Source organism: Saccharopolyspora antiqui, assembly GCF_052246905.1.
Lineage (GTDB): Bacteria > Actinomycetota > Actinomycetes > Mycobacteriales > Pseudonocardiaceae > Saccharopolyspora.
The window spans coordinates 167161-181963 of sequence record NZ_JBQQBO010000009.1 but is presented as its reverse complement, the minus strand read 5'-3'; the positions used below and the strand labels follow the sequence as shown (position 1 = coordinate 181963).

The window sequence follows — 14803 nt, the reverse complement described above, 5'->3', positions numbered from 1 at the left end:
ACGCTCTGGTCGGCCTACTCCGAAGGGCAGGCGGGGCAGCCTCGAAGATCGTCATGCGCAGGCACTTCCCCGCCGGCGACACGGGGCGTGTCCCCTGGAAAAGCCCTGCTGGCAGCTGGTCTGACGTCGAAATGCGGTTGAGCACGGCACCACTTCTTTCATCCGCCGATCTCCGGCTGCGGCTCGCCGAAACGTTCCCGCAACACCTCGCGCAGCACGTCCGGCCGATCGGTGACCAGCCCATCAACGCCCAACTCCAACAGCGCACGCATCTCGGTTGCGTCGTCGACGGTCCAGGCGTGGATCTCAAGCCCCCAACGATGAGCCTGGCGGACGAACCTGGAATCGATCAAGTGCAACAGGCCGGCCTGCGGGGGAACCTGCGCGGCCCCACCGGCGACCACCGACCGCAGCGGCCAGCCGCCCCACCTCGAACCCAGCCACAGCAGCCCGGCCGAACGACGCCCCATCGAGGTCAGCAAGCGCGGCCCGCCGCCCCGGCGCAGTGCGGCCACCCGATGCTCGGCGAACGACGCCAGGCACACCCGGTCCCAGGCGTTGTGCGCGCGCAGCGTCCGCAGCACCGGCCCCACCGCCCAGTCGTCCTTGACGTCGATGTTGAAAAACGCCTCCGGCAGCTCCTCAAGCGCGGCATCTAACCGGCACACCGGTTCCCGGCCGCCGATCAACGCGGAACTCACCGCCGACCAAGGCAACCGCCGGATGGTGCCGCGACCGTCCGTGGTGCGCTCCAGCGTCGGATCGTGGTGGACCACCACCACGCCGTCAGCGGTCGCGTGCACATCGGTCTCGATGTACTGGAACCCCTCGGCGACGGCGCGGCGGAACGCGCTCAGCGAGTTCTCCAGATCGTGCAGTTCCCCGAGATGCCAGCCGCGGTGGGCGAACGCGCGGGGCCGGGGGCCGAGCAGGAAAGGATGCGTCACGGCAGCAACTCTGCCTGATCGGCGTGCCTTCGCTGCGCAGGCGGGGCCATTGGTTACCGTGATCGATCGTGGATATCTCCGCACCACCGCCCCGCCGCCAGCGTCAAGCCCGGCACTGCGCCTGGTGCGGACGGCGTGTCCCGGAATCCGGCAGGCAGGGACGACCCCGCCTGTACTGCGCGCAATCCTGCCGCCAGCGCGCTTACGAGCGCCGCACCGCCGTGCAGCGCGGCGGCCTGCCGGAAGACTCGGTGGTGCTCTCGGCGGCCGAGCTCGCCGACCTGCAGGACCGGCTGTTCCAACTGCGGTGCGCGGCCGAAGACGTCGTCACCGCGGTCGAGGACGCCGCCGATCACGCTGAGTTGCGCAAGCTCGCGTGCCAAGTCGTGGACGTGGCCGGAGAACTCGAACGGCTGAGGTGAGGACGAACGGAGCATTGTGCCGACCCGCCGGGGTGAGCAGGATGAGTTGATCCCCAGCGGTGGCGAGGAATCGACGGTGCCCGCACGTCCCCTGGTCCGCGGCCTGCGCCGTGCCGACCTGATCAGCTCGGACCCGACGGCTTCGGCCGTCTTCTACCGGGCGCTGCTCGACTGGACACCGGCTGCTTCCGGTATCGGCCTCGACTGCTGGGTGGGCGACCGGCGCTGCGCCGCGGTGCGCGCGCCACGAGCCGACGAACAGCCCGGCTGGCGGCTGGTGTTCGCCGGAACCTCCCAGGACGGCGCCCTGACCGGACCGGACGACACGACCGCGCTGGTCACCAAGGGACGCGCCCAGCACGGCCCCTGGGCGCCGAGCCCACGCCCCGGCGAACCCTGCTGGATCGAGCTGAGCACCGCCGACCCGCAGCGCGCCGACGCGTTCTGGGCCGACACCCTGAACTGGGCGGTGCACACCGAGCGACCGGGCGCCGACTACCTGGTCAGCGGTCGCCCGCTGGCATCCCGCACGACGCGGCGATCGGCGGGCTGGGGCTGGCTGTGCTATTTCGCGGTAGCCGACGTCGACGCAGCCGGTGCCCGAGTGCTCGAACTCGGCGGCACCATCGGCGACCGGATCGAACACCCGCTGCTGGGCAGCGCCGTGGTGATCGCCGACCCCGCCGGGGCGATGATCGGCCTGGCCGGGATCGACACCTGGGGCTAGTTGCCGGACAACTCGCCGAGCACCTGCAACGTCCGGTTCGCGCGCACCGACAGCCGCTGCTCGCGGGCGGTCACGTCGATGTAGGTCTGGCTGGAGTTGATCGAGGAATGCCCGAGCAGCTTGGCGATCTCGGCGGCACTCGCCCCGTCCTCGGCCAGCCGGGTCGCGAAGGTGTGCCGCAGGGCGTGCACCATCGCCCCCGGCTGCACCCGATCGGAAACCCCCGCGGCGCGCAGCGACTGCCGCACCAGGTACTGCAGCCCGCCCCGGCGCAGCGGCTCGCCGTGGTGGTCGACGAACAACGGCTCACCACCGGGCAGCCGATCGCCGAATCGCGACCGCCGAGACCGCAGGTAGGCCTGGATCAGCGCATCCAGGCTGTCCTCGATCGGAATCGACCGGTTCTTCCCGCCCTTGCCGTGGACGTGCAACCGGCGATCCCTGGCCCGACCGGCCAGCGACGCCACGGTGAGCTCCAGCAACTCCGCCGAACGAACCCCGGTGCACAACAACGTCGACAGCACGGCGAGATCGCGCTCCGGCCACGGATTCCGCGCCCGGCGAGCCCCAGCGGCCACCATGCGCAGCAGCCGCTCCGGGGTGTCCTCGCCCTGCAGCGGCTTCGGTGTGGCGGGCGAATTGCGCGGCTTGGGCACCACCTGCATCGGATTGCCCAGCACCGCACCCTCGACCACCAGGAACCCGAAGAAACCGTTCCAAGTCGACCAAGCGCGAGTCACCGTCGACGCGGAGCGGGCAGCGGCGAACCGGGCGAACGCCGACCGCAACACCGAAGCGGTGATCCGGTCCACCGGCAACCGGTCGGCGTCGGCGCCGGTGACCTCGACCAGCTCACCAGCCACCGACTCCAGATCCCGGCGATAGGCGCGCAGCGAGTTTGCCGCGAGCTTTCTGGCCTGCAGGTGTTCCAGGTAGATCTCGATCAAACGCGCCACGTCCACGCCGCACCTCCCCGATGATCAACTCGGGTAGATGAAACCAGACGGCCCCGACACTCAGCAGTTGCGGATGAACCGGTCCAGAACACGCGTGCCGAAGCGCAGCGAATCCACCGGAACCCGCTCGTCCACACCGTGGAACAGAGCGCTGAAGTCGAGATCGGCGGGCAACCGCAAAGGCGCGAACCCGTAGCAGTTCATGCCCAACCGGCTGAACGACTTCGCATCAGTCCCACCGGACATCATGTAGGGCAGCGTCTTCGCACCGGGATCCTCGGCGAGCAGCGCGGCGGTCATCTCATCGACGATGCGACCCTCGAACTTGGTCTCCACCGGCGGCAACCCGACCCACTCCCGCTCCACGTCCGGGCCGAGCAACTCGGCCAACTCTCGGTCGAACGCCTCCTCCCGACCGGGCAGGATCCGGCAGTCCACGGCGGCCTCGGCCACCGAAGGGATCACGTTGTGCTTGTAACCGGCGGTGAGCATCGTCGGATTGGCGGTGTCGCGCAGCGTGGCGCCGACGATCCGGGACAGGTTGCCTAGCTTGGCGACCGCACCGTCGATGTCGTCTTCCGGGAAGTCCCAACCGGTGATCTCGGTGACCCCGGCGAGGAACTCGCGAACGGAGTCGGTCAGCACCAGCGGGAAGCGGTGCGTCCCCAGCTTCGCGACGGCCTGGGACAGCTTGGTGACCGCGTTGTCCTCGTGCACCATCGAGCCGTGCCCGGCGCGCGCCCGCACCCGCAGCTTCAACCACCGAATGCCCTTCTCGGCGGACTGGATCAGATAAGCGCGCACCCCGTCCTTGAGCGTGACGGAGAACCCACCGACCTCGCTGATCGCCTCGGTGCAACCCTCGAACAGCTCAGGACGATGATCGACCAACCACTGCGCGCCGTGGAAACCCCCCGCCTCCTCATCCGCGACGAAGGCGAAGACCACGTCCCGCGGCGGGGTGATGCCATCGCGCTTGAGCCGCCGAGCCACCGCGAGGCTCATGGCCAACATGTCCTTCATGTCGACCGCCCCGCGCCCCCACACGTACCCGTCCTGAACAGCCCCGGAGAACGGATGAACGGACCACTCGGCAGGATCCGCGGGCACGACGTCCAGATGCCCGTGCACCAACAACCCACCGCGCCCCGAATCAGCACCGGGCAACCGAGCGATGACGTTGCCCCGGCCAGCATGGTCACCGGACTCGACGTAGGTGACGTCGTACCCGACCTCGCTGAGCTTGCCCGCCACGTACTCAGCGGCGGCCCGTTCCCCCACAAGGGTCTCGGGGTCGCCCGTATTGGTGGTATCGATGCCGATCAGGTCACTGGCCAGCCCAACAACCTCGTCCTCGGCCCGCTGCAACCCAGCATCGTGATCAGTCCCGGAAATACCCGCATCGCGCTCGCTCACCAGGCATTTCTATCACCTGCCGAACCACGAGGGGGGTCCCGTTGGGACACGGTTGACCATGGGCTAACCTATTCACACAACACAACGGGGCTGCCCGCCAGGGCGGCCCTGAGGCGTCCGAGTGGCGGAATGGCAGACGCGCTAGCTTGAGGTGCTAGTGCCCTATTAACGGGCGTGGGGGTTCAAGTCCCCCCTCGGACACGCACACTATTCACCCGGCTCACCGGGTGAATTTTTATTTGGGCCGCCCGATCGGCGGGTTCGTAGCGAACTTGCAGGTCAACGGCCTGGTAGAGGTTCGCCAGCCGATCTGGTTTGGCGCTCGACAGCGCTGCGCCGACGTCGCCGAGCGAATCAATCATGGCGTAGATCTCAGCATCGGTGAGCGTGTTAGGTGCTGGCCTGTTCTCCAACTCGGCGCGAGCTGCGGCGCGTTCGGCTTGGGCCTCGTTGATCGCCTCTGTCAGCGCCTCGGGATCAACGCCAGCGCCGATCGCTGCTTGGAAGCGGCGCAGTCGCGCTTCGGCTTCAGTGAGCCGCTTCTTGGCTGTCTCCAGCGTGGCCGATGTGGCACTGGGCGTGTTCTGAGACGCGAGCAGAGCCGCGACGGTCTGATCGACGTTCTCAGGGGCGAACAGACCACCGAGCCACCCGTTGATCGCGTCCCTGATCAGATCCTCGCGGAGATACACGGCGGGCGGGTGCTCAGCCAGAGCTGGCGAGCCAGGGGCAAGGGTGCGGGCCGGGCAACGGTAGTACATACCGTGCGCGCGGGGACTTCCCTCCATCTTTCGCGTGCACACCCCGCACCGGATCCGACCACGAAACAGGTACGTCCGCTTCGTAGGACGGCCACTGCGCTCAGCCTTGCGAGCGGTCCGCAGCCCGCCCGCACCCTTGGATCGACGGAGAAGCTGCGCTTGGGTGAAATCCTCCACACTCACGATCTCCGGGTGAGCGGGCCGCCGCGAACGCACCACCCGATCAGCACCAGCACGCCGAAACCGGATCACGTGCCCCGCCGCAACATCGTCCGGGTCCAACAGGGTTTCCTGCCGAGCCCAACGCCCGAAGAACGCATACCCGGTATAGCGAGGGTTATCGAGGATCGATCGGACGGTGCTGCCCTGCCAGCCATCGGCCAACCGATGCCGATTCTGATCCGGCCGCCGGGCCGACGGGCACGGGATGCCGTCCCGGTTCAGGTCGTTGGCAATCGCCCGGTCTCCCCTTCCACTCAGGTACTCGGCGAAGATCCGCCGCACCACATCTGCCGACGCCTCATCGATCGCCAGCACCCGCAGCCGGTAGCCCTCAGCGGCCTTGCGCGGGTTGGGGTGCGGTCCGCCATTGACGGTGACGTAGCCGTACGGTGCTCGGCCGCCTTGATGGCGGCCCTCGTTGAGCACCTGCGCGTCCATCGCCGCTCGCACCCGCGCCTGAACATGCTGGCGCTCGGACTCACTCATGCCGCCCAGCACGTTCATCAGCATCTTGTGCGAGGGGTTACGGGCGTCGTACTTGCCGCCGAGCTCGGGCACCCACAGATCGACGCCGTAAGCGGCGAACTTCGGCGCGATCAGCGAGAACTGGTTCCCGAACCAGCACCGGGTGCCCTCACCCACGACCACGGCAGACCAGCCCCGGTTCGGGTCCTTCAACGCCGCCAGCAACCGGGCAGCTTCCTGACGCCGCTCCCACGGCACCGACCGGGACTGCCCCACATCGAAGTACTCGGCAACGATCTGCCCGCCTAGCGGCTCGACGAACTTGGTAGCGTTCCCGAACTGCCATCCGTGCGACGTTTCCGGGTCCTGATTGTCCTCAGTGGAGCACCGGCCGTAGAAGCCGATCGGCCCGATCCCGACGTCGGTGGTGGCGACCACCTCGATGCCGAGCAGGTCATCCAGCGTCGCCCACGGGTCTCCGCTGATTTCAACAGTCATACGATCCCTTTCTCTGAGGCTTGTCGGGGACCTCGATCTCGGTCAGCTCAACCAGTATGCCAAGCAGTATGCGACTAACCTGGGTTGTCAGTACAGGTAGTTCGGTCGGTAGGCGCACCGTGACCCGTTCCTCGTCGCGGTCATCGGCGGTCATGACTGGTCAGCTTCCGATTCGTCAGTTGAGCTGATTTCATCAGACACGCGGTCAATCGCTGCCCGGATGTCAGCGGTGAAGTAGCCACGCACTCGGCGAACCTCGCCGTCTTCGTCCGGAACTCGATGCCGGGTCGGTCGGCACTCCAGCTGACCCATCTGCCGCGCGAACACGCTCGGGTCGACGTCCAACGCTTCAGTCAGCTCAGCTGTGGGCACGAATTCGCGTTGGTCCAGGTCGTCACAGAGGTATTCGACGACCGACGCGAGTGGTTCTGGCAAGTCGACCTGTGTGCTGTCCTCGATGCGGGTGCCGCTGCCGAGTGCCTTCACGACGGCCGTTTGGTCGATCGCTCGTGGGCTGTCGTCGCCCGCTGCGTGTCCGGTCAGTGTTCCGGCTGCTTCCCGGAGCGAGCGTCCTCGTTCGCAGATGGCTCGCCATTCGGCGTTGTGCATATAGAAGGTCCGCACGGTCACCGCAAGCGTGTCCGCCCCGGCGTCGGTGTCGCCGTCAGGTCGCAGGATGCCGACGCCTTTGTGGGTGGGCAGCAGTGTGGAGGCGTCGAATCCTCGTGTGTTCATTTGCTCGCCGAGCACGATGTTGGAGTCCCGCCAGTCCATGACCCGCAGGGCGAAGCGTGACCCGAGCACGGCCCGCAGCCGCGAGGGGATCGTGTTGGAGTCCGGCCGCTGCGTGGCAAGGATGACCACGATCCCGACGGCTGGCCCCTTGCGGGCGAGGTAGGTCAACAGGTCCGCGATGTACGCGCCGAGCGTGGTTTTCTTCCCTTCGATCTCCACTCGCGTCGGATTCTCTAAGTAGACCTGCACCTCGTCGATGATCACGGCCGTGATCGGCATGCCCAGGTCACGGTCACGGGAGATTTCCGGCGTGATCTTCGACTCCGGACAGATCTCGTCATCCAGTGTGGACATCCGAGAGAACCGCGCTTGCACCTCGGCGACCAACTCGACCAGGTAGTCCCGGACGACTTCGGTGTATTCCTGTTCGTCGCCGCAGACGTAACGGTGCGCCACGGCTTCGGCGGCTTGCCAGTCCTTTCCGCCCTTGCCATCGAAGACGTACAGCTGCGTGTACGGGTCGAGGATCAGCCCGGCCGCTGGGAGCCGGGTGGCGCACGTCTTGCCTTGCCGTGGAATCGCACCGACCACCAGCGATGTCCACACCACGGGTAGGTCGATCCGCCGGTTGCGCGCGTCGCGTCCGAACGGGATCGCCCGCCAGGCGTCCCAGAACTCCACGTCCAGCAACGGAAACCGCAACGGCGGCCCCGAGTACGGGTCCTCATCGGCAACCCACAAGAACACCCGCCCGGCGTGACCTCCCCGCCCCCGCACCCGCTCGACGATCAGCTGCAACTCATCGACCGCCAGCGCCGAGGCCAGCGCCTCACGGTGCTTGATGACGTCGGCCGCCTTGCGGGTAGCAGGCAGGTCGACGGTCACGGCCCAACCCGCGCCGTCGTGCGCGGCACGCTCCACCAGCCGCAGCGATTCGTCCTTGCCGATCAGCTTCGCATCCCGGAAGGCATCGACCAGGACTTGCGGGTCCATGGTCCAGGCCAGTGTCCGCGGACCGGCCAGCACCGGTTTGCGCCCCGGCGCACCATCCTTGCGGCGTCCGAACACGGCCAGCGTTGCCGAGCCGAGTCCGGCGGCGATCCACAACGCTTGTCCGCCGTACACGACGTAGGCCACGGTGACCGCTGCGGCAACGGACAGCGCCGCAACACCGGTCACCTTCCACCGGAACAGGGTCAGTGCACGGATCTCGGTGAACTTGTCCGCCAACTTTTCGGACTGCTCGGCGGCATCGCGATAGTCGTGAACGCGCACCCACCGACGCCAGCCACGCACAGCCGCCGCTACTCCCCTGCCGACTGCTGCCAGGAACCGCCACGGCAACCGCAGAACGAGCGTCAAGGCATCCACGGCCGCGTGCTTCGCAGCCTGCCGCGACTTCAACGCAGCGGGCACACGCGGTGAACGCTGCCACCAGTTCATGAACCTGCGCCGAAGCTTCGCGCGCGGCTCGGTTAGCAGGTCATCGTCAATCAGCTCGGCGTCGAAGATGTGCCGCTCGACGTCGCTGGACTGCGCTGGAGTCGGAAGCGCCTCACCGTTCATGGCTGCGTCACCTCCGCAGACAGAGCGGAAGCCAGCCGAGACGACAAGCCACGCGAGCAGCCCGTGACCTCCCGAATCCACGCCGGAGTAACAGTCGCGTCCGGGCTCCACGCCTCCCGCGCCCGATTCAGGTACTCATCGAAGGACGTCCGGCGCTTCGTGTCTCGTGTCCGGTCACCAGCCGGATCAGGTGTCCGCTCGGTGTCCGCCTCTGGACTGGTGACCGGACAAGTGACAGCCGCGTTCGTGATCGCTGTCCGGACCGCCGCACTGAGCTTGTCCCGAAGATCGGTCACAGCCTCGGCGGCAACGAACACGACCAGCGGCGGCACAGAATGCAGCACCACCAGATCCGCAGATCTGTCCGCGTACGCCTCCCAGGTGTTCATCACGTACGTGGCAGCGAGCGTGAACCACTTCGCTGCGCGCACCCATCCGCCGGTGCGGATGCCATAGCGGGCGGTGACCTGCTCGGCCCGCAGGATCGCCAGCAACACCAGCGACACCATCGGGTCGAGCAGCCATGCCGCCAGCCACGGCAGCGACCACGCAGCAGCACCGTTCGCGGCGAACTGCTGAACGTTGGTCATCGTGAACGCCAACCCGAGCAGAATCCCGGTCCAGCACAACCGGTCCACCTGTCTGCGCACCTGCTCGACCGCTTCGGCCTCGGGGAGGGCGGGCGGCAAATGCCGCCTGCCGTCGGCGACGCGCTCATCGCCGCCGCCCTTTCCGCTGCTGCGGCACGTCCATCGTGGTCACGGTCAGTGCCTTGGTCAGCGTGTACGAGGCGAACAACGCAGGTACGCCCAGAACCGCGAGCAACAGTGTCGTGTTGCCGGGATGCGTGATCACGATCCACTGCACTCCCACGATCGCGCCCGCCGTGGTCACGACACGACCAGCCAGCGACACCAGTCGAACACTCGCCCGCGCGGCTTCGGTCGCGCGCCGCGTGGCGCGCGCACTCGCCCGCCACACCATGACCAGCGCGAGCAGGCCACCGAGCACGGCCAGGACTTCGATGGGGGTCAGTTGCAGCATCATCGCGCACCGCCCCCTTCCGCACGCTCCCCGCGCTGAAGCCAGTGCGGGTACACCGCGCGCCGATCGTCCTCGCAGAGAGCACCCCAAACACCAACCGTGCTCTCCCCCGCGACGCGAAGGTCCAGTTCGAGGCATTCATCCTGAACCGTGCAGCCCGCACACAGCCGCGCCGCCAGCTCGCGATCAGTCATCGGCTGGTCAGCCCAAGCGGGTTCGTCCTCCGGCATCCCCGCCATGCAGAGGCCATTACGCAGCACCGCGTCGGCAAGCACCGCATTCGGCACCCATCGGACGCGATCCAGCCGCCAAGCGATACCTATCAAGCAGAGGTCGTTGTACGAGGTCATCACTGGCGACCCCCGTCTTGAGTCGCACCGTAGGTCGGCTCGCTCAGCAGGCAAACCACTTCACTAGTGGGGATCACCAGGCGGCCGTTCCGCTGCACGGTGCGCAGCGTGCCGAGGCGGATCGCACGGGAGATCGTCGACCGATCGACATTGAGAATCCAGGCGGCTTTGCGGACGGTGAAGTACGCCGGTCGTCCGGCGTTGGACATATCGGTACCCATTACGGAAAGCCCTTCGAGAAAGATCTGATAGCTGATTTCAGCATTATTCTGATGATTTCAGCGCATATAAGGCGCGAAAAGTCCGCACCGCGCGATTAGTGCGCGGTCATGTCACGGAATGCGGCACGTAACGGCTAACCTCTGCGCTGAGGCGGAGCGCGGAGGAATACGTGTCGGAAGATTGGGCGGCAGTCGCCAGAGCGATTAACGAGCGCGTGAACGAGCTCGGCTGGCGACAACGCGAGCTCGCCGAACGCTCGAACGTCTCGCAGGCAATCGTCCGCGAGATCCAGCACCACGTTGTGGAGCGCCGCCGCAGCGCCCGAACGCTGGAGTCGCTGTCGGTGACGCTCGGCTGGCACCCGCAGCACCTGATTTCCTTGCTGCATGGGCGAAAGCCACCTGCGCCCGACGAACCGATCACGGTCGGCCCTGACACGATCTGGTCCCGTTTGGACACGCTCGAACAGCGCATGGTCGAGATCACCGAACGGCTCGACGACCTGAAAAGCGATCTCACGACGGTTATCGAGCATGTCCGCAAGAACCGCTAGCGCCGGGTGGTTTCGCTTGCTGGATCGGGCGTTTTCCATGCCTTCAATTCCAATGCGAATCCAGCAGGAAACCCATGCATCACCGACGCACATCCAGTGCACGAGCAGTGCAGAACCAGTGCACAAAGCAGCTACAGGGGGCGCGCCGCAATGGATTTGGTGACCGGTTGGACAGGCCGGGCCGCGTGCGCGCTACAAGCGGCATTGCGAATGAGCAACGAGGCATTCGCGGAGCATCTAGGAATTGCCGTCCGAACAGTCAGCGGTTGGCATCAGAAGCCCACTTTGGTACAGAAATCCGAGATGCAACAGCTGCTTGACACGGCATTTGAGCAGGCATCGCCGTCCGTCAAGGCACGGTTCGCCCAACTGGTCAACGGCGCTGCCGAAGCTGACCCCACCGGTTCTCCCGTCGACGACCAGGCAGCGGCCGACGCCGAACTACGGCTGGGCACCGATCCCAACATCGGCGCGGCGCTTGAGTGGCTGGACGAACACGCGGGCTGGGAGCCGGGGACGAGTCGACGAGAAGTAGCGTCGCGGCTGGCTCGGCTGGACGTGAGCGAGCTGCAGCGACGGGCAAGCCGTCGGGGTCGCGTGGATCAACGCACTGTCGCGCAAGTCCTTGGGAGGTACTACGGCGAGCAGGCTGGAAGTCACGGCAGATACGCTGCCAGCTACGGCGGCGAGACCGAAGCCGAGACAAGCATCTTGACCAGCGCTGACTGGCTGGATCTTGAATGCCCGCTGATCGCCTCGCATGACCGGCTCGCAGTCACCAACGCCCACGATGCCGATGTGCCATTGGACAACGACGGTGCCGGACGCGCAGCGCAGCGGTTAGCCGAAACGTTGGCTATGGGTACGAGGCTTGTCGACATGCCGCTCTACCGGCTGCTCGGAGTGGACGTTTCCCCAGGCTCGATCAGCGGGTCGGTCGGCGTCACCAGGTTCGTCGAATACGCCGTGACCATGGACCTACTCGAAGGCGAACTGATCGACGCAATAGCAGCCGACGCGCAATCGGCCCATGAGGCGCTGCCGCTGCGCGACAAGTACTTGCCGGATATCGCGTCCGTGGTCGACGTATTCGGCCGACTGTGCGCGGGCGGCCCGTTGGCGTTGTGTGCGGTCGCTCGCCCCGCGAGCCCGTTTCGAGGTGAGGCGGACTACGTTCTCCTGGTGCAAGAACGCTCGGGCCATGTCCTCAACGCGGCGCGTCGGCTCGCGGTGATCCCCAAGGGCTTCCACCAGCCGATGACGGATCTGCGTGTCGACGCGCAGATCGGCGCGACCCTGCGGCGCGAGATGGAAGAGGAACTGTTCGGGCGCGACGACATCGACAACACCTTCGGCGATCAACGAACCGCCGACCCGATGCACCCGAGCCGACTGTCCGAGCCGATGCGGTGGCTTTTTGAAGACCCAACTCGTCTGCGCATGGAATGCACCGGATTCGGCCTAAACCTGCTCAGCGGGAACTTTGAATTCGCCAGCCTGATCGTCATCGAAGATGAAGAATTCTGGGCACGCTACGGTGGCCAAGTCGAAGCCAACTGGGAATCGGTAGGACTCCGCCAATACTCCAGCCTGGACAGGGACCTGCTCGGCGAACTAATCCATGATGTAGCGTGGAGCAATGAAGGACTGTTCGCACTGCTTCAGGGCCTTCGACGACTCGGCCAAATCGGCGGCGAGCGAGTGAGCTTGCCGCCGATCGAATGGGAGGTACGGTAGTGAGCCGCAATTGGCACCACGGAAACGCAGCCGAAGACGGCAGCGAAACCCGCGGCTGGGTGCTGGGCCACTTCATCGACCCATCCGAAGGCGTCCGATCAACAAAGGACGTCGAAGTGAAATGGGGCGTCCACCCGGCTGGCGAGAAACGCCCCGGCGGGTGGACGACCGACGACCAGCGAACCACCATGCTTCTGCTGGTACAGGGACACTTCCGTCTGCACCTCACCGAAGGCACGGCCGATTTGGCCAAGCAGGGCGACTACGCGGTCTGGGGACCGGGGATCGATCACTCCTGGGAAGCGATCACAGATTCGGTCGTCGTCACCGTCCGCTGGCCGTCGGCGTCCAACTAGCTCCACTCCACGGCGGGCAGGTTCACTCGGTGGCCGCCAACCTCACACAGTCGGCGAATCCCTTGCGTCAGCGCGAAAAGCCCTTCGTCGCTCCAGGATTCATCGGCCATCAGCTCGGCGACCAAATGATCGTCCAAACTGGAGTACAGACGCAGTCCTGACGCCTCCCAGTTCGCTTCGACCTGCCCACCGTAGCGTGCCCAAAACTCATCGTCCTCGATGACGACCAGGCATGCGAACTCGAAGTTGCCGCTAACAAGGTTCAAACCGAATCCCGTACATTCCACTCGCATACGGGCGGAATCCTCCCTGAGCCATTGCATCGGCTCGGACAAACGACCGGGATGCAAGGGCGCAGCCACACGGGGTGCGCCAGCTGTGCTGTCGACTTCGCCTCGGCCGAACAACTCCTCTTCAATCTCTCGCAGCAATGTGCTTCCCAGCTGCGCATCGCCACGAAGATCTGTCATAGGTTGGTGGAAGCCTTTCGGGATTACGGCCAGCCTACGAGCGGCGTTGAGAACGTTCTCCGAACGTTGCTGGATTAGGAGCGCATAGTCCGGTTTGCCACGATACGGATCGGCTGGCCGAGCAATGGCGCACAACGCGAGCACACCGCCAGCACACAATCGCCCGGAGATATCGAGAACAGATGAAACATCCGGAAGGTACTTCTCACGCAGCGGCAAGCCGTAGAGCTGATTGTTGGGCGCGCCGCTAACTGCGTCGACCAATTCCTTTTCGAGGAGATCCATGGTCACGGCGTACTCGACGAACGGCGCGACACCGACAGCACCCGCAATCGCGCCTTCTCGGATGTCAATGCTCAGCAACCGATAGAGCGGCACGTTCGCGACTCGAACACCCAACGCAGCGGCTTCGGCGAGCCGATGCACTGCATGCCCAACCCCGATGTTGCCAGCTGCAACGCGGCTGCCCGAGTCGGTAGTCAAGGTCAGTCGATCGTTGCCCTTGCCGAGCGGACAGGCGAGATCCAACCAGCTCGGCCGCGTGAGCACGCTCGTCTGAATCTCTCGATGTCCACAGTGCACACTGTAGGTGTCATACCCCGACGTGCCGTCCCCGTAGTACATCGATAGGGCACCCGCTATCTGGCTTCGGCGCACCATGCCGCGTCGGACATGCTGGTCGCGCAGTTCGTCCGTGTTCAGCTTGCTGAGCTGCGACATCACCTTTCGTCGGCTCGTATCGGGTACCCAACCGGCGTGTTCATCGAGCCAGCCGTAGGACTTGGCGAGGCCAAGGTCAGCATCGGCTGAATAAGTCGTGTCGCGCTGCTCCGTGGAAGGCCCCGGAGTCGCCAGCAACTGGTCGATGCTGACGTCAAAGATGTTTTCCAGCAGACGAGCCGTAGCTGGTCGAACCCGACCGAGGGGCCTACCGTTCGGTCCAGTGCCGGATGCCAGCCGTTGAAGGTGTCGGACGCTGAGCGTTCCTGCCTCCTTGTGTTCGCGAGCGTACGTCTCGGCATACTCGGCAAACTCTTCGAGCGTCTGCCGTCGCTCCGTGATCTTCTGCTCAAGCACCGTGCGAAATCCACGCACTGTCGGTTCCTCCCGCCCGCCCGCTACGGGTGTCGCTTCATGTCGTCAGCGTGTCGTGTCCAAGTCGTTCCGCTGACAACGCGCTGATGAAAGCATGATTTCAGTCTGACACGGACCGCCCGCACGCGGTCACGAAAAGCGTCCGGCGTCGTCGCCTCGCCGCCCCCTCAATAGCGACGACGCCGGACATCTGGTCACGGCCAGGGTCGATGCGTTGTCCCCCGACACCCGACCCTGGCCGTGGCCCTTCGGGGAGGAACG

General features: G+C 65.9%; 15 protein-coding genes and 1 tRNA gene. 6 read left to right on the top strand and 10 right to left on the bottom strand.

The window, feature by feature from the left end; genetic code table 11:
• Positions 1–158: 158 nt before the first annotated feature.
• Positions 159–947, bottom strand: a complete 789-nt coding sequence (locus ACTWQN_RS17130; RefSeq protein ID WP_443204480.1) for a glycerophosphodiester phosphodiesterase family protein — start codon at positions 945–947, stop codon at positions 159–161.
• A gap of 68 nt (positions 948–1015) precedes the next feature.
• Between ACTWQN_RS17130 and ACTWQN_RS17125 the strand changes: the two genes are divergently transcribed.
• Positions 1016–1369, top strand: coding sequence for a hypothetical protein (locus tag ACTWQN_RS17125; protein WP_443204479.1), 354 nt, complete (start codon positions 1016–1018; stop codon positions 1367–1369).
• 76 nt (positions 1370–1445) lie between these two features.
• A complete protein-coding gene (locus tag ACTWQN_RS17120; RefSeq protein WP_443204478.1) occupies positions 1446–2096 on the top strand; it encodes a VOC family protein in 651 nt (216 codons plus the stop codon).
• Here the strand turns inward: ACTWQN_RS17120 and ACTWQN_RS17115 are convergent.
• Together ACTWQN_RS17115 and ACTWQN_RS17110 are read right to left on the bottom strand one after the other, a co-directional pair.
• Positions 2093–3058 (bottom strand): tyrosine-type recombinase/integrase, encoded by a 966-nt coding sequence (locus ACTWQN_RS17115; protein ID WP_443204477.1) that lies wholly within the window; start codon positions 3056–3058, stop codon positions 2093–2095. The genes ACTWQN_RS17120 and ACTWQN_RS17115 overlap by 4 nt on opposite strands.
• A gap of 54 nt (positions 3059–3112) precedes the next feature.
• On the bottom strand, positions 3113–4468 hold the full coding sequence (locus ACTWQN_RS17110; RefSeq protein ID WP_443204476.1) for a M20/M25/M40 family metallo-hydrolase: 1356 nt from the start codon (positions 4466–4468) through the stop codon (positions 3113–3115).
• 115 nt (positions 4469–4583) lie between these two features.
• On the opposite strand from ACTWQN_RS17110, the gene ACTWQN_RS17105 reads away from it, so the two are divergent.
• Positions 4584–4669: transfer RNA gene (locus ACTWQN_RS17105), tRNA-Leu, on the top strand.
• Here the strand turns inward: ACTWQN_RS17105 and ACTWQN_RS17100 are convergent.
• The 6 genes from ACTWQN_RS17100 to ACTWQN_RS17075 all read right to left on the bottom strand — a co-directional run bounded on the left by ACTWQN_RS17100 (position 4651) and on the right by ACTWQN_RS17075 (position 10318).
• Entirely contained in the window at positions 4651–6414 is a 1764-nt protein-coding gene (locus tag ACTWQN_RS17100; RefSeq protein ID WP_443204475.1) for a recombinase family protein, read from the bottom strand. The two genes, ACTWQN_RS17105 and ACTWQN_RS17100, sit on opposite strands and share 19 nt — an antisense overlap.
• Positions 6415–6564: 150 nt before the next feature.
• Complete coding sequence (locus ACTWQN_RS17095; RefSeq protein ID WP_443204474.1) at positions 6565–8715, bottom strand: cell division protein FtsK; 2151 nt, start codon at positions 8713–8715, stop codon at positions 6565–6567.
• Complete coding sequence (locus tag ACTWQN_RS17090) at positions 8712–9404, bottom strand: hypothetical protein (RefSeq protein WP_443204473.1); 693 nt, start codon at positions 9402–9404, stop codon at positions 8712–8714. Before ACTWQN_RS17090 ends, ACTWQN_RS17095 begins: the two co-directional genes overlap by 4 nt.
• Before the next feature lie 25 nt (positions 9405–9429).
• Positions 9430–9762 (bottom strand): hypothetical protein, encoded by a 333-nt coding sequence (locus ACTWQN_RS17085; RefSeq protein WP_443204472.1) that lies wholly within the window; start codon positions 9760–9762, stop codon positions 9430–9432.
• Positions 9759–10109, bottom strand: a complete 351-nt coding sequence (locus ACTWQN_RS17080; RefSeq protein ID WP_443204471.1) for a WhiB family transcriptional regulator — start codon at positions 10107–10109, stop codon at positions 9759–9761. Before ACTWQN_RS17080 ends, ACTWQN_RS17085 begins: the two co-directional genes overlap by 4 nt.
• Positions 10109–10318: a helix-turn-helix domain-containing protein gene (locus ACTWQN_RS17075; RefSeq protein ID WP_443204470.1), complete on the bottom strand. Its 210-nt coding sequence runs from the start codon at positions 10316–10318 to the stop codon at positions 10109–10111. Before ACTWQN_RS17075 ends, ACTWQN_RS17080 begins: the two co-directional genes overlap by 1 nt.
• Positions 10319–10500: 182 nt before the next feature.
• Between ACTWQN_RS17075 and ACTWQN_RS17070 the strand changes: the two genes are divergently transcribed.
• From ACTWQN_RS17070 to ACTWQN_RS17060, 3 genes are all read left to right on the top strand, one after another.
• On the top strand, positions 10501–10884 hold the full coding sequence (locus ACTWQN_RS17070) for a helix-turn-helix domain-containing protein (RefSeq protein ID WP_443204469.1): 384 nt from the start codon (positions 10501–10503) through the stop codon (positions 10882–10884).
• 210 nt (positions 10885–11094) lie between these two features.
• Positions 11095–12621 (top strand): transcriptional regulator, encoded by a 1527-nt coding sequence (locus ACTWQN_RS17065; protein WP_443204468.1) that lies wholly within the window; start codon positions 11095–11097, stop codon positions 12619–12621.
• Positions 12606–12977, top strand: coding sequence for a signal peptidase I (locus ACTWQN_RS17060; protein WP_443204467.1), 372 nt, complete (start codon positions 12606–12608; stop codon positions 12975–12977). Before ACTWQN_RS17065 ends, ACTWQN_RS17060 begins: the two co-directional genes overlap by 16 nt.
• Here the strand turns inward: ACTWQN_RS17060 and ACTWQN_RS17055 are convergent.
• Complete coding sequence (locus ACTWQN_RS17055) at positions 12974–14524, bottom strand: transcriptional regulator (RefSeq protein ID WP_443204466.1); 1551 nt, start codon at positions 14522–14524, stop codon at positions 12974–12976. The two genes, ACTWQN_RS17060 and ACTWQN_RS17055, sit on opposite strands and share 4 nt — an antisense overlap.
• Positions 14525–14803: the final 279 nt, after the last annotated feature.

Coding starts and splice junctions, on each gene's coding strand:
- ACTWQN_RS17095 (WP_443204474.1), bottom strand. CDS start 8,715: ATGAACGGTGAGGCGCTTCCGACTCCAGCGCAGTCCAGCGACGTCGAG.
- ACTWQN_RS17085 (WP_443204472.1), bottom strand. CDS start 9,762: ATGATGCTGCAACTGACCCCCATCGAAGTCCTGGCCGTGCTCGGTGGC.
- ACTWQN_RS17060 (WP_443204467.1), top strand. CDS start 12,606: ATGGGAGGTACGGTAGTGAGCCGCAATTGGCACCACGGAAACGCAGCC.
- ACTWQN_RS17100 (WP_443204475.1), bottom strand. CDS start 6,414: ATGACTGTTGAAATCAGCGGAGACCCGTGGGCGACGCTGGATGACCTG.
- ACTWQN_RS17080 (WP_443204471.1), bottom strand. CDS start 10,109: ATGACCTCGTACAACGACCTCTGCTTGATAGGTATCGCTTGGCGGCTG.
- ACTWQN_RS17065 (WP_443204468.1), top strand. CDS start 11,095: ATGAGCAACGAGGCATTCGCGGAGCATCTAGGAATTGCCGTCCGAACA.
- ACTWQN_RS17075 (WP_443204470.1), bottom strand. CDS start 10,318: ATGTCCAACGCCGGACGACCGGCGTACTTCACCGTCCGCAAAGCCGCC.